Below are 12,718 nucleotides of genomic sequence, written 5' to 3'. Positions count from 1 at the left end.
CGGCAAGCTCAGGGCTGGTCGGGCAGGCGCCAGTCGACGGGCGTGCCGCCCTGCTGCACGAGCAGCTCGTCGACCCGGCTGAACGGCCGCGACCCGAAGAAGCCGCGCGACGCCGAGAGCGGGCTCGGGTGGGCGGACTGCACGGTCGGCACCTCGCGGAGCATCGGCACCAGGGAGGCTGCGTCACGCCCCCAGAGCAGGCCCACGAGCGGTCCGCCGCGGGCCGCGAGCACCTCGACGGCGCGCTGGGTCACGGGCTCCCAGCCCTTGCCGCGGTGCGAACCAGCCTCGCCGGGACGCACCGTCAGCACGCGGTTGAGCAGCATGACCCCGTTGCGCTGCCACGAGGTGAGATCGCCGTGCGCGACGGGCGGGTGGCCGAGGTCGTCCTGCAGCTCACGGTAGATGTTCGCGAGGCTGCGCGGCACGGGCCGGACGTCGGGCGCAGTGGCGAACGAGAGCCCGATCGGGTGGCCGGGCGTCGGGTAGGGATCCTGGCCGACGACGAGCACCTTCACCTCGTCGAGCGGCGTCGTGAAGACGCGGAGCACGGCCTCGCCGGCGGGCAGGTAGCCGCGACCGGCGCGCACCTCGGCGCGGAGGTACTCGCCCATGTCGGCGACGAGCGGCGCGACGGGCGCGAGCGCCTCGGCCCAGCTCGGGTGCACCAGGTCGGCGAGCGGGCGCGCGATCACTCCGCGCCCAGCGAGCCGACGGAGACGCCGACGACGTCGCCCTGCTCGTCGACCTGCGGCTCGACGCGCCAGACGCTTCCGCGGCCGAGCACGGTCAGGGCGCCCTCCCCGACGACGAGGGCGGTGTGCTCGTCGATCGCGACGCCTCCTCGGACCATGCCGGCCTCGGTCGCGGCGACCAGGCGCGTGAGCGTGCCCCACTGGGCGGCGTGCACGTCGACGGCGAGGTCGACGAGGCCGAGGCCCTCGCCGAGCTCGACCTCGTCGAGGTCCTCCGCGGCGTCCTGCGGGCAGACGGGGACGTCGCCGATCAGCCAGCCGCCGAGCAGGGCCCGGTCGGCGGCGATGGCGGCACCGGCCGAGAACCCGACGTAGGGCAGGCCGTCGCTGACGAGGAGGCGCACCTGGTCGACCAGCGGAGCCACGGCCTCGAGGTAGGCCGGCGTCAGCCCGGCGCCGACGACGAGGCCGTCGACGTCGCTGAGCACCCGGGTGTCGAAGACGTCGCCGGCCTCGACGACGGTCGTGACGACCTCGCAGCGGCCGCCCGACGCGATGAGGGCGGGGAAACCGGTGCGCCACTCCTCAGAGGGCGAGTCGTCGGCCACGACGACGAGGACGCCGACACGGGGGACGTCGCGCCCGACCGCGCGGCCGCGGACCGCCGCCTCGGCGACGAAGAGGTCGTACAGCCCGGGCTCGTCGGGCGCCCAGCCGCCGCCCACCAGGTGGATGCTCACGAGGCGTCCCCCTGTCCGGCGTCGCGGGTCACGGGAGGCAGGGCGCTCCAGGGGAAGGTGATCCACTGGGAGGTGCGCTTCCAGGTGAAGTCGGGCTCGAGGATGGTCTGCGGCTTGCTGTAGAGGCACACGGTGCGCACCTCGGAGGCGACCTCGGCGAGCAGGTCGCGGACGAGGGCGAGGGTGCGGCCGGAGTCGGAGACGTCGTCGACGACGAGCACCCGCTTGCCGGCCAGCGCCGGGGCGTCGAGGGTCGGCGGCAGCAGGACGGGCTCGGGCAGGCGCTCGTCGACGCCGGTGTAGAACTCGACGTTGATCGACCCGCACATCTTCGTGTCGAGGGCGTACGAGATCGCGCCTGCGAGCACGAGCCCGCCGCGCGCCACGGCGACGATCACGTCGGGCGTGAAGTCAGCGGCCACGACGTCGCGGGCGAGGTGCCGGGCGGCCTCGCCGAACTCGAGCCAGCCGAGGACCTCGCGCTCGCCCGAGGCGGCGGACGCAGACCCGGATCCGGAGGACGCGGGTGCAGCCGCGTCGGGGTCGCCGGCCACGTCGTCCTCCACCACGACGGAGGCCGCTCCGGCCGACGAGGGGTCGAGGTCGGACGGGGCGTCGGGTGAGGAGACCATCCCGCAACCGTACCGGGCCGGGCCGGACTCGGCGACGCCCGTCGCGCGTCGGGACTCGGGCGCCTGAGGAGCCCCGGCGAGCCGATCCGCGTCGTGCGACGTCGCCTGCGGGCTGGTGAGCTCTAGGATCAGCCTCATGAGCGACTCCTCCCCCTCACTGCCCTCCGTCGACCTCACTGCGGCAGCGCTCACCGACGAGCAAGGATCCCTCGCCGACGCCGCTCGCGAGGAGGTCCAGGCGTTCCTGGCCAGCCCTTCCGAGGACATCCACGACGCGGCCGCGGCCGCCGTCTCCGCCCTGGAGGACGCCGTCGACGCCCATGTCCCCGTCGCGGACCTCTCGGCGGCACTCGACGCCAGCCCGGAAGCCGTCCAGGCGATCATCGACCACGACATCGATCTCGAGGCCCTGCACCCCGACAACAACGTCGACTGACCACGACGCGTCAGCCTCTGGCAGCCCCGCGAAGGGACCGGTCCGCAACGGGTCGGCGTCCGCGCCCCGTCATCGGCCGGGCACCTCCCACCGCCCGCCGGGAGGCGCGAACACCGTGTCGACCCCGTCCGACCAGAGCAGCGAGTCGGGTGCGCGGTCGGTGACCCCGGGCAGCCCCGAGTCTGCGACGAGCTCGTCGTCGAGGTCGACCAGCTCGGCGCGGCGCAGCGGCCACGACGCGTGCTCGTTCGGCCAGTAGCGGGTGCGTCCGCCGCGGGCCACGTGCATTCCCCACCGGCCGGTGAGGAAGTCCGCGAGGGGGTCGCCGACCACCTCGTCGGCGAGCGGGCGGACGGAGAGGCGGCTGGACGGCCGCGCTCCGGGACCGTGGCGGCGGGACACGTACTCGACGACGCCTCCTCGGTCTCGTCTCGACATCGACGCCCAGCGGTAGGGCAGGCCGAGACCGGCCTGCGCGCCCAGCACCGGCAGCAGCTTCTGCGCCTCGAGGGTGCGGAACACGACGCCCCGGCGACCGAGGTCGTCGACCGAGTACAGCCGCACGTTCGTCTCGAGGAACGAGCCCGACCACGGCACGGCGGGCAGCGGCCCGAACGCGCTGCCCGAGAGACGGAACGGGATGAGCCCGACCCACGTCGAGCCGTCGTGCACGTCGGGCCGGGTGCCCGGCGGCAGCAGCGGCGCGACCCGCTCGGGCTCCACCCTCCAGTGCGCGAACGCCAGGCCGCCCCAGTGCTGACGCACGAAGGGGCGACGGAGCAGAGGAGGCGCGGTGGCGGACACCGGTGAGGCGTCGCGCGGGGAGGCGGTCATGACGCCACCGTAGACAGCCCTCCGCCGCCCTGTCACAGCCTCGGCCGTCCGTGGCTAGCCTGGTGCGCGACCACCCCCGCTCGTCGCTCTCGACGCCCGTCCCCCAGGAGGCTGCCCGTGCCCCACGGTCCCGGCCAGCGCCGCCGCGCCGAGCGGTCCGCCCTCGAGCGGTCGGTCGACGAGGGGCTCCTGATCGTCCGCTCGGCCCTCGTGGTCTCGGCGACCAACCACGTCATCCGGCGAGCGCTGCAGGAGGCGCTGCCCTTCGACGAGGCCGTCGCCACCCAGGTCGTCCGCGACGACATGGCCCGCCTGGCCGAGCAGCAGCTCGCCGGGGCCGCCCGCGTGCGCCGCCTGCGCCGCCAGACCGGCCGCGCCTACGGCCAGTCGCGGCACCAGTTCGACTACCGCACCGACGACGCCGGCGCGCTCAAGCTCCGCGAGGCGACCGCCAAGGCGCTCGCCGCCGAGCTGACCAGGAGGCGCGACGACGACGCGTTCGTCGGCGGGGTCGTCGAGGCGGCCAGGTCGCGCGCCTGGGACGACGTCGGCAGCACCGTGGTCGACCGGCTCGGCTGGGCCGCGTCGCCCGCGCCGGACTACGACGACGGGCGGGACGAGCGCATCCGCGGGCTCGTCGAGGGCGACCTGGCCGACCTGCTGCGCGCGGCCGGTCGCGAGGACGACGCCGACCCGGTTCTCGACCGCGACGTGGGCACCGGCCCCGAGACGGGTGCGGGCGCCGGCCTCAGTCGCGGCTGACCCGTAGCGGTCCCTTCGCGATCTTGTACGGGGCGGCCTGGGCGACCGGCTTGATCGTCACGAGGTCGAGGTTCACGTGCGCCGGCAGCTCGACCGAGTGCACGATCGCCTCCGCGACGTCCTCGGCGACGAGCGGCGCCTCCACCGCCGAGTAGACGGCGTCGGCCCGCGCCTGGTCGCCGCCGAAGCGGACCAGCGAGAACTCCTCCGTGTGCACCATCCCCGGCGCGATCTCCACCACCCGGATCGGCTCCCCCGCGAGCTCGAGGCGGAGGACCGCGACGAGCGCGTGCTCGGCGAACTTCGACGCGTTGTACCCGCCGCCGCCCTCGTACGCGACGTGGCCCGCGATGGAGGTGACCGTCACGACGTCGGCGCCGCCCGCCTCCTCGGCGCCTCGCCGCAGCGCGGGCAGCAGCGCCGACACGGCGCGCTTCGTGCCGAGCACGTTGACCTCGAACATGCGTCGCCAGTCGTCGACCGAGCCGTGCTCGACCGAGTCGAGGCCGAAGGCGCCGCCGGCGTTGTTGACGAGCACGTGGAGCGGGCCGGTCTCGTCGACGTGCGCGCGCAGGGCCGCGACGTCGTCGTCGCTCGTGACGTCGGCCCGGAACCAGCTCGCCCCGGTCTCGTCGGCGAGCGCCCGGAGGCGGTCCTCGCGTCGGGCGACCGCGAGCACGTCCCAGCCCCGTGCCCGGAACAGCCGGACCGTCGCCGCGCCGATGCCCGAGCTCGCTCCCGTGACCAGTGCCCGCTTCGCCATGTGCCGTCCTCTTCGTTCGTTCGTTCGTTCTCGTCCGTGGTGACCGTCGCGTGCTGCCTGCGGCCGCCGCCCACGCTAGCGCGGCGGGCCGACGTCGCCCGTTACGCCCCGAGTCCCCCGTCGTGGACACCCGCCCCGCGCCTCCGTACCGTGGCTCGCACCCGCACCACCCCCGACCCGGACGAGGAGCACACCGTGAGCGCAGAGACGCCCGACTGGAAGTTCGAGACCCAGCAGATCCACGCCGGGGCACGACCCGACCCGACGACCCACGCCAGGGCGACGCCGATCTACAAGACGACCTCGTACGTGTTCCGCGACTCGCAGCACGCGCAGGACCTCTTCGCCCTCGCCGAGAACGGCAACATCTACTCGCGCATCATGAACCCCACCCACGACGTCGTCGAGCAGCGCATCGCGGCGCTCGAGGGCGGCGTCGGCGCGCTGCTCGTGGCGTCCGGCCAGGCAGCGTCGACCTTCGCGGTGCTCAACCTCGCCGAGGCAGGCGACCACATCGTCTCGTCGTCGTCGATCTACGGCGGCACGTACAACCTGTTCCGCTACACGCTCACCAAGCTCGGCATCGAGACCACCTTCGTCGAGGACCAGGACGACGCCGACGAGTGGCGCCGAGCCGTCCGCCCGAACACGAAGCTCTTCTTCGCCGAGACGATCGGCAACCCGAAGATCAACGTCCTCGACATCGAGAAGGTCGCGGGCGTCGCGCACGCCGAGGGCGTGCCCCTGATCGTCGACAACACCATCGCGACCCCGTACCTGATCCGTCCGATCGAGCACGGGGCCGACATCGTGGTGCACTCGGCCACGAAGTTCCTCGGCGGGCACGGAACCGTGATCGGCGGCTTCATCGTCGACGGCGGGCGGTTCCCGTGGAGCGCGAACGCCGAGCGCTTCCCCGGGCTCACCCAGCCCGACCCGTCGTACCACGGCGCCGTCTACACGCAGGCGGTGGGCGACGCCCTCGCCTACGTCATCAAGGCCCGCGTCCAGCTGCTCCGCGACCTGGGCGCCTCGAACAGCGCCGACAGCGCCTTCTCGCTGATCCAGGGCATCGAGACGCTGAGCCTCCGCATCGAGCGCCACGTCCAGAACGCCCAGGAGATCGCCGAGTGGCTCGACGCCCGGGACGACGTCGCCGCGGTCTGGTACGCCGGGCTGCCGACAAGCCCCTGGTACGCCGCCGCCAACAAGTACGCGCCGCGAGGGGTCGGCGCCGTGCTGTCGTTCGAGCTCAAGGGCGGCGTGGACGCCGGCCGGGCCCTCGTCGACGGGCTGCGCCTCTTCAGCCACCTCGCGAACATCGGCGACGTGCGGAGCCTCGTCATCCACCCTGCCTCGACGACGCACTCGCAGCTGACCCCCGAGCAGCAGCTCACGACGGGCGTGACCCCCGGGCTCGTCCGGCTCTCGGTCGGCCTCGAGAACGTGGACGACCTGAAGGCCGACCTCGAGGCCGGCTTCGCGGCCGCCCGCGCCGTCACGCAGGAGGCGCTGCGCACCTCCTGAGGTCGCACCGGGGAGGCGCGGCGGACGTAACAATCAGGCCGCGCCTCCTCGGGTCGAGCAGGATGGCAGCACATGGACTGGCAGAGCACCCCCGAGGACACCGTCCCGTCGAGCGTCGTGAGCGAGCGCACCCGCCTCGCGATGCTGGCCCGCCCGCCCGTCACCGGCGCGTGGCGCGACGGGGACGACCCGGGAGACCGCTCGTTCACGGCACTCGACCGGCTCGACCTCGAGAGCGGCACGGCCCTCGACCGCGTGCGCATCGCCTACGAGACCTGGGGCGAGCTCTCCCCCGCGCGCGACAACGCCGTGCTGCTGCTGCACGCACTGACGGGCGACAGCCACGTCGTCGGCCGGGCCGGCCCCGGCCACCGGACCGCGGGGTGGTGGGGCGGCGTCGTCGGCCCGGGTCTCGCCGTCGACACCGACCGCTGGTTCGTCGTCGCCCCCAACATGCTCGGCGGCTGCCAGGGCAGCACCGGCCCCTCGTCGTTCGGCCCCGACGCCGTCGAGTGGGGCTCGCGCTTCCCGCACCTGACGATCCGCGACCAGGTCGCCGCCCAGGCGGCCTTCTCGGACGAGCTCGGCATCGAGCGGTGGGCCGCCGTCGTCGGCGGCTCGATGGGCGGCATGCACGCCCTCGAGTGGGGCGTGACGTACCCCGACCGGGTCGAGCGGCTCGCCGTGCTGGCGGCCCCGCCCCTGGCGAGCGCCGACCAGATCGCCCTCAACACGGTCCAGACCGAGGCGATCCGGATGGACGCGGCCTTCGCGGGCGGCGACTTCTACGACGCCGTCGACGGCGAGGGTCCCTGGCGCGGCCTGGCCCTCGCCCGCCGCATGGCCCTGCTCAACTACCGGTCGCCGGAGGAGCTCGCGGCCCGCTTCGGGCGCGCCTGGCAGAGCGACATCTCGCCCCTGGGCGGCCCCGGCCGGTTCCAGGTCGAGAGCTGGCTCGACTTCCACGGCGCGAAGTTCACGCGCCGCTTCGACGCCGGCAGCTACGTCGCTCTGCTGGGGGCGATGAACTCGCACGACGTCGGCCGAGACCGAGGCGGCGTCGAGGAGGCGCTCGCACGGGTCACGGCGCGCACGCTCGTGCTCGGGGTCGACAGCGACCGGCTCTTCCCCGCCCGTGACCAGCAGGCGATCGCCCGGCACCTGCCGAACGGCCTCGACGGCGGCGAGGCCGTCGTGATCACCAGCGAGTACGGGCACGACGGCTTCCTCATCGAGGACGACGCGGTCGGCCACCACCTCCGGCGCCTGCTGGCCAGCTGACCCGGCTCCCCGCACGGTCGAGGCGTCCCCTGGTCGGTCCCCCGAACGGCCGACACGTCCCCCGTTCCGCGCCTGCCCGCGACACGAGCGATCCGCGCGTCCTCGGCGCGTCGCGCACGCCCGTGGGCCTCACAGGGCCTGCACATGTGGAAACATGAGGGGTCGCTGTCACCCGACAGACACGCATCACGTCGTCCGTACCCGTTGGATCACCATGGACATATTCGCCCAGGAACGCGATCGGCTCCTGAGCTCCACCACGCGCACCCTGGGCATCGCCTGCGCCGGGGTGTCGCTCGTGGCCCTGGCCTTCCCGGGCGTGACCGAGCCGGCTCACCTCGCCCTCGTGGCCGTGCTCGTGGCCGCTCTCGTCGCGGCCCTGGTCGTCGTCGGCCGGTCGGGCTCGCGCTGGGCCGTGCTCGGCGGCATGGCCGCCGGCCTCGCCGCCACGGTCGTGGCCCTGCTCCCGTTCGGGGCACCCGCCGACGCCGCCGTCGCGACGGCGGTCATCCCCCTCGCAGGAGGCGCCAACGCGTCGTTCGCGTTCGTCCTGTCCACGAGTCGCATCCGCGTCGTCACCGCCGTCGTCGCGTTCGCCGTCTCCGTCGCGTGCGTCTCGCTCGCCACGGGCTCCGTCCTCACCTTCCCCGTCGCGGCCGTCGTGCTCGGCTGGGTCCTCGTCTTCGTGGTCGGCGTCTGGCTCGGCCGCGCCGTCCCCCTCGCCGCCCGTCGCATCTACAGCATCGGCAACGCGCACCGTGCGGAGCGCCAGGCGAGCGAGACGGAGGCGCAGCGCCGGCAGGGCGCGCGCCTCCTGCACGACACCGTCCTCGCGACCCTGACGCTGCTCGCCCACTCGGGCGTGGGCGTCACCCCGGAGGCGCTTCAGGCGCAGGCGGCGGAGGACGCGCGCCTGCTGCGTCACCTCCGCCTCGGCGGGACGCCCCAGCCGCAGGCGTCGGGCGAGTACACCCTCGAGACCGTCGAGGAGTCGCCCCTGGGGCAGACGCTCGAGTCGGTCAAGCAGCGCTTCGGTCGCATGGGCCTCGAGGTCAGCTGGCACGGCACCGGCCAGGTGCTGCTGCCGACGCACGTGCTCGACGCGTTCCTGCTCGCCCTCGCCGAGTGCCTCGAGAACGTGCGGCGCCACGCCGGCGTCACCGAGGCGCACGTGACGATCATCCACGACGACTCCATGGTCCGCGCGATGGTGACCGACGCCGGCGTCGGCTTCGAGCTGAACGGCGTGAGCGAGGAGCGCCTCGGCTTCAAGGAGTCCGTCGTCGGCCGGCTGCGCGAGGTGGGCGGCAGCGCGCGGCTCTTCTCGTCGCCGGGCTCCGGCACCACCGTCGTCCTGGAGGCGCCACGATGAGCATCGACGAGAACACCCTCGGGGTGCAGCGCGGTCGCCGGGCCGCCCGCGGCCTGCCGATCGGCTCGACCGGCGCACGATCGCTGCGCCAGGCCCGAGCGGCCGGCGCGACCCTCGGCACCGGCTACCTTGGGCTCGGCGCCGCCGTGGTCGCCGCCGTGCAGGCCGTCTACGGCCTCGTCTTCTTCCTCAGCCACCTGAGCGACTACCCGATGGTCGCGCCGGCGCTCGTGGCCTGGCTGCTCTACATCGCCGCCTTCGTCGGCACGGCCGCCCTCGTCACGATCCGGGGCGAGCGCCTCACCGGCGGGGTCTTCGCCGTCATCGGCGGGATCATGGTCCTCGTCGTCGCCCTCGACTTCATCGCGATCTGGCCGCTGCACGACGTCGGCGCCTACGCGACGGCCAGCGTTGCCGTCGGGTTCGGCCTGCTGCCGGTCGTGACGCTGAGACCGGCCCGCGAGATCGTCGTCGCCGTCGCCGTCCTCCTGGTCGGCTTCGTCGCGATGGTCGTGGCGTCGACCCCCCTCACCCCTGACTCCGTGCCCCAGCAGATCTCGATCGTCGCGCTCGCCGTGCTGCCCGGCGCCGTCGCCGTCTCGGTGGTGCAGCGGTTCCGGCGGATGGTGCAGGTCGAGCTCGACCGCGTGCTCGTCCAGAGCAACGTCTCGCAGCCCCGCTTCGCGGTGGGGATGCTCGCGAGCGACGAGCTCGCCCGCCTCGACCTCGCCGCCGAGAAGCTGCTCGACGGCGTCGCCGGCGGCGACGTGCCGCTCCCCCTCGCACCCAAGGTGGCCTCGCAGGCCGCGTCGCTCGCGACCGAGCTGCGGCTGCACCTCATCGAGGGCCGCCGCGAGACCTGGCTGCACCACGCCGTCACCGAGTCCGAGTACCTCGGGCGCTCGGTGACGCTCGTCGACCCGTCGTCGCTCGCCGGGCTGCTCGCGCCGCCGCAGCGCGACGGGCTCCTGCAGGCCGTGTGGCTCCTCCTCGGCGACTCCAAGACCAGGGCGCCGAGCGCGGCGATCACGCTGACCCTCGGCCCCGTGGCCGCCGTCACGCAGTCCATCGCCTCCCTGGCCGGCCGCAGCGTCGAGGTCCCGATCGTCGTGTCGACCACCGGCATCCGGCGCAACCGGGTCACCCCCGCCACGTGGAGCGCCCTCGAGCGCGTCGGCGAGTACTCGGCCTCGACGCACGAGTCCAGCCTCCGGCTGCGCATCCACTGCATCGTCGACAACCCCGCCGAGTCGTGACCGCACGCGACAGGGCTGTCTGCAGCTCGACCCGTCCGTCTAGCATGGACACCACCTCCTCAGAAAGAAGGACCGCCCCGTGACGACTCCCGACGACCGCATCCGTCTGGCCCTGGTCGACGACCACAAGATGCTCCTCGGCGCCCTGAGCGAGTGGATCCGGGGCGCGGCCAGCGACATCTCCATGGTCGCCGCCGTCGCGTCCTGGCCCGAGCTGCTCACCCACCCTGAGTTCCCCGTCGACGTCGTGCTGCTCGACCTCGACCTCAAGGACAACATCCCGATCTCGCTCAAGATCAACACCCTGAAGACGACCGGCGTGAAGACCGTGCTGATGAGCACCTACTCCGAGCCCAACGTCGTCCGCGAGGCCCTCGCCGCCGGGGCGCTCGGCTACCTCGTCAAGAGCGAGGACGCCGAGATGATCGTCGAGGCGATCCGGGCCGCTGCCAAGGGCGAGTCGTACATCTCGGCCGAGCTCGACCTCGCGCTCAACGCCGCCGAGATCGGCGGGGTGCCGAAGCTCAGCGCGCAGGAGCGCCGCGTCATGGCCCTCTACGGCGGCGGCGAGCCCGTCAAGGCCGTCGCCTACCAGCTCGGCATCAGCGAGGAGACGGCGAAGAGCTACCTCAAGCGCATCCGCGAGAAGTACCGCGTGGCCGGCTACGACGTCGGCACCAAGGTGGCCCTGCGGAAGCGAGCCATCACGGACGGCATCCTGCTGCAGACCGACATGCCGGCGCAGACCAGCTTCTAGCCACGACGTGACGACGGCCCGGCCCCCTCGAGGGTGCCGGGCCGTCGTCGTCGTCGGCCGCTAGCGCCCCTGCACCACGAAGACGGACCCGGTGTCGGTGTCCTCCTTGTGGTCGGCCTCGCTGGCGGCGGCGCAGAGCGCGGCCTGACGCGCGTCGCCCGACCTCTGCAGCCGGAAGCTGATCACGGTGAGCACGACGCCGACGAGCGCCAGCGCCACGCCGACCCAGCCCGGGGCGGCGAAGCCGAAGCCCGCCGCGATGACGGCCCCGCCGAGGTAGGCGCCCGCGCTGTTGCCGAGGTTCATCGACGAGTGGTTCAGTGCGGCGCCGATCACCTGGCTCTCGCCGGCCACCTCCATCAGGCGCGACTGGACCGACGGCCCGATCATCGAGCTGACGAGCCCGAGGAAGAACGTGGTCACGAAGATGCCCACGATGCCGTCGACCAACAGCGCGTACGCGACGAGTGCGGTGATCAGCCCGACGAACCCGACCGTCAGCGCGGCCTTGAGGTTCTTGTCGCTGGCCCAGCCGCCGATCACGTTGCCGATCGTCATGCCCACGCCGACCCCGACGAGCACCCACGGGACGACGCCCTCGTCGACGCCTGCGCCCTCGGTCACCGCGTTGGCGATGTAGCTGTAGACGGCGAAGAACCCGCCGAAGCCGATGGCGCCGATGCCCATGACGAGCCACACCTGGGGCTTCTTGAAGGCGCTCAGCTCCCGGCGCATCGAGGCGGACGAGTCGCCCTCCATCCGCGGCACGGCGAGCGCGACGGCGACGAAGGTGAGCGCGAAGATCGCGGCGACGGCGAGGTAGGCGGCGCGCCAGCCCTGCGCCTGGCCGAGGGCCGTGATGGACGGGACGCCGATGACGTTCGCGATCGTCAGGCCGCTGAGCACGAGGGCGACGCCCTTGCCCCGGTTGCCGGGGCCCATGATGGTGGCCGCGACGATGGAGGCGATGCCGAAGTAGGCGCCGTGGGGCAGGCCCGCGAAGAAGCGCGCCCCGAGGACCCAGCCGAACGTCGGCAGCACCGCCGACAGCACCGTGCCGACCACGAACAGGGCGAGGAGCCCCATCAGCAGCTTCTTCTTCGGCAGGTGCGACGACATCGCCGCGATGGTCGGGGCGCCGACGACGACGCCGAGAGCGTAGGCGCTGACGAGCCAGCCCGCCTGGGCGATGCCCTCGTCGGACGACCGCGCGTAGAGGCCGGGCAGCAGGTCCTGCGCGATGTTCGGCAGCAGGCCCATGGCCACGAATTCGGTCGAGCCGATGCCGAACCCGCCGAGCGCGAGGGCGATCAGGGCGAGGGTCTTGCGACGGGTGGTGAGGACGATCACGGGCGGCTGCCTCCAGGTCGAGGGGCGAGGTGCGGATGCGGTGGGGCAGGGTGCTCGCCGTCGAGCTCGTGCGCTGCGGGTCCGCAGACTCGATCGCATCGATTCGATGACCCCGGACGGACCCGAGCGACGAGTCTACGGGCAGCAGGCGCGACCTGCCCCGCCTCTTCCGCGAGGTGCCGGACGAGCGATCGTGTACCCGTCGGTATCGATTCGGACACGACGTCTCCGTCTCGGCCCGCCGGGCCGCTCCCCTGCCCTAGTGCCTGGTCGTCCACCTCGGTGCCGATCCGCGGCGCGGGAGGACGAGACC

13 protein-coding genes are annotated in these 12,718 nt (G+C 73.4%); 7 read left to right on the top strand and 6 right to left on the bottom strand.

All coding sequences use genetic code 11. The features are described 5' to 3' along the window. Window positions 1–8: 8 nt before the first annotated feature. Genes RWM17_RS02235 through RWM17_RS02225 form a run of 3 tightly spaced genes read right to left on the bottom strand, consistent with a single transcriptional unit; the run spans window position 9 to window position 2,067 of the window. A complete protein-coding gene (locus RWM17_RS02235) occupies window positions 9–695 on the bottom strand; it encodes a uracil-DNA glycosylase (RefSeq protein WP_314100950.1) in 687 nt (228 codons plus the stop codon). Next, complete coding sequence (locus RWM17_RS02230) at window positions 692–1,435, bottom strand: Type 1 glutamine amidotransferase-like domain-containing protein (RefSeq protein WP_314100948.1); 744 nt, start codon at window positions 1,433–1,435, stop codon at window positions 692–694. Before RWM17_RS02230 ends, RWM17_RS02235 begins: the two co-directional genes overlap by 4 nt. Continuing rightward, the gene (locus RWM17_RS02225; RefSeq protein ID WP_314100946.1) at window positions 1,432–2,067 is read right to left on the bottom strand and encodes a phosphoribosyltransferase; all 636 of its coding nucleotides are present in this window, start codon (window positions 2,065–2,067) and stop codon (window positions 1,432–1,434) included. The genes RWM17_RS02230 and RWM17_RS02225 overlap by 4 nt, the downstream gene beginning before the upstream one ends. Before the next feature lie 136 nt (window positions 2,068–2,203). Here RWM17_RS02225 and RWM17_RS02220 point away from each other — a divergent pair, with 136 nt between their 5' ends. Then, window positions 2,204–2,503 (top strand): hypothetical protein, encoded by a 300-nt coding sequence (locus RWM17_RS02220; RefSeq protein ID WP_314100945.1) that lies wholly within the window; start codon window positions 2,204–2,206, stop codon window positions 2,501–2,503. A gap of 69 nt (window positions 2,504–2,572) precedes the next feature. On the opposite strand, the gene RWM17_RS02215 is transcribed toward RWM17_RS02220, so the two are convergent. Next, on the bottom strand, window positions 2,573–3,337 hold the full coding sequence (locus RWM17_RS02215) for a DUF2071 domain-containing protein (protein ID WP_314100943.1): 765 nt from the start codon (window positions 3,335–3,337) through the stop codon (window positions 2,573–2,575). A gap of 117 nt (window positions 3,338–3,454) precedes the next feature. Between RWM17_RS02215 and RWM17_RS02210 the strand changes: the two genes are divergently transcribed. Beyond that, window positions 3,455–4,099 (top strand): hypothetical protein, encoded by a 645-nt coding sequence (locus RWM17_RS02210; RefSeq protein ID WP_314100941.1) that lies wholly within the window; start codon window positions 3,455–3,457, stop codon window positions 4,097–4,099. Here the strand turns inward: RWM17_RS02210 and RWM17_RS02205 are convergent. Beyond that, entirely contained in the window at window positions 4,086–4,862 is a 777-nt protein-coding gene (locus tag RWM17_RS02205; RefSeq protein ID WP_314100940.1) for an SDR family oxidoreductase, read from the bottom strand. The two genes, RWM17_RS02210 and RWM17_RS02205, sit on opposite strands and share 14 nt — an antisense overlap. A 195-nt stretch (window positions 4,863–5,057) precedes the next feature. Between RWM17_RS02205 and RWM17_RS02200 the strand changes: the two genes are divergently transcribed. The 5 genes from RWM17_RS02200 (at window position 5,058) to RWM17_RS02180 (ending at window position 11,055) form a co-directional block, all read left to right on the top strand. Beyond that, window positions 5,058–6,389 carry a bifunctional o-acetylhomoserine/o-acetylserine sulfhydrylase gene (locus RWM17_RS02200; protein ID WP_314100938.1) on the top strand — a complete coding sequence of 444 codons (1,332 nt, stop codon included), beginning with the start codon at window positions 5,058–5,060 and terminating at the stop codon, window positions 6,387–6,389. A gap of 72 nt (window positions 6,390–6,461) precedes the next feature. After that, on the top strand, window positions 6,462–7,670 hold the full coding sequence (locus RWM17_RS02195) for a homoserine O-acetyltransferase (RefSeq protein ID WP_314100936.1): 1,209 nt from the start codon (window positions 6,462–6,464) through the stop codon (window positions 7,668–7,670). Window positions 7,671–7,884: 214 nt separating this feature from the next. Further along, window positions 7,885–9,042 (top strand): sensor histidine kinase, encoded by a 1,158-nt coding sequence (locus tag RWM17_RS02190; protein ID WP_123546382.1) that lies wholly within the window; start codon window positions 7,885–7,887, stop codon window positions 9,040–9,042. After that, window positions 9,039–10,298 carry a hypothetical protein gene (locus RWM17_RS02185; RefSeq protein WP_314100933.1) on the top strand — a complete coding sequence of 420 codons (1,260 nt, stop codon included), beginning with the start codon at window positions 9,039–9,041 and terminating at the stop codon, window positions 10,296–10,298. Before RWM17_RS02190 ends, RWM17_RS02185 begins: the two co-directional genes overlap by 4 nt. Before the next feature lie 79 nt (window positions 10,299–10,377). Then, window positions 10,378–11,055, top strand: coding sequence for a response regulator transcription factor (locus RWM17_RS02180; RefSeq protein ID WP_123546384.1), 678 nt, complete (start codon window positions 10,378–10,380; stop codon window positions 11,053–11,055). Window positions 11,056–11,115: 60 nt separating this feature from the next. Here the strand turns inward: RWM17_RS02180 and RWM17_RS02175 are convergent, their stop codons facing one another. Further along, entirely contained in the window at window positions 11,116–12,405 is a 1,290-nt protein-coding gene (locus RWM17_RS02175) for an MFS transporter (RefSeq protein ID WP_314100929.1), read from the bottom strand. Window positions 12,406–12,718 lie beyond the last annotated feature (313 nt).

The sequence above is a fragment of the uncultured Frigoribacterium sp. genome (genome assembly GCF_963515265.1).
Classification (GTDB): domain Bacteria; phylum Actinomycetota; class Actinomycetes; order Actinomycetales; family Microbacteriaceae; genus Frigoribacterium.
Note: the sequence above shows the minus strand (reverse complement) of the source record. Positions and strands in the feature narration are given on the sequence as shown.

Bases quoted from the DNA above. Each gene is read 5' to 3' on its own strand.
- RWM17_RS02225 (WP_314100946.1), bottom strand. From the start codon at position 2,067: ATGGTCTCCTCACCCGACGCCCCGTCCGACCTCGACCCCTCGTCGGCC.
- RWM17_RS02220 (WP_314100945.1), top strand. From the start codon at position 2,204: ATGAGCGACTCCTCCCCCTCACTGCCCTCCGTCGACCTCACTGCGGCA.
- RWM17_RS02215 (WP_314100943.1), bottom strand. From the start codon at position 3,337: ATGACCGCCTCCCCGCGCGACGCCTCACCGGTGTCCGCCACCGCGCCT.
- RWM17_RS02205 (WP_314100940.1), bottom strand. From the start codon at position 4,862: ATGGCGAAGCGGGCACTGGTCACGGGAGCGAGCTCGGGCATCGGCGCG.
- RWM17_RS02195 (WP_314100936.1), top strand. From the start codon at position 6,462: ATGGACTGGCAGAGCACCCCCGAGGACACCGTCCCGTCGAGCGTCGTG.
- RWM17_RS02190 (WP_123546382.1), top strand. From the start codon at position 7,885: ATGGACATATTCGCCCAGGAACGCGATCGGCTCCTGAGCTCCACCACG.
- RWM17_RS02185 (WP_314100933.1), top strand. From the start codon at position 9,039: ATGAGCATCGACGAGAACACCCTCGGGGTGCAGCGCGGTCGCCGGGCC.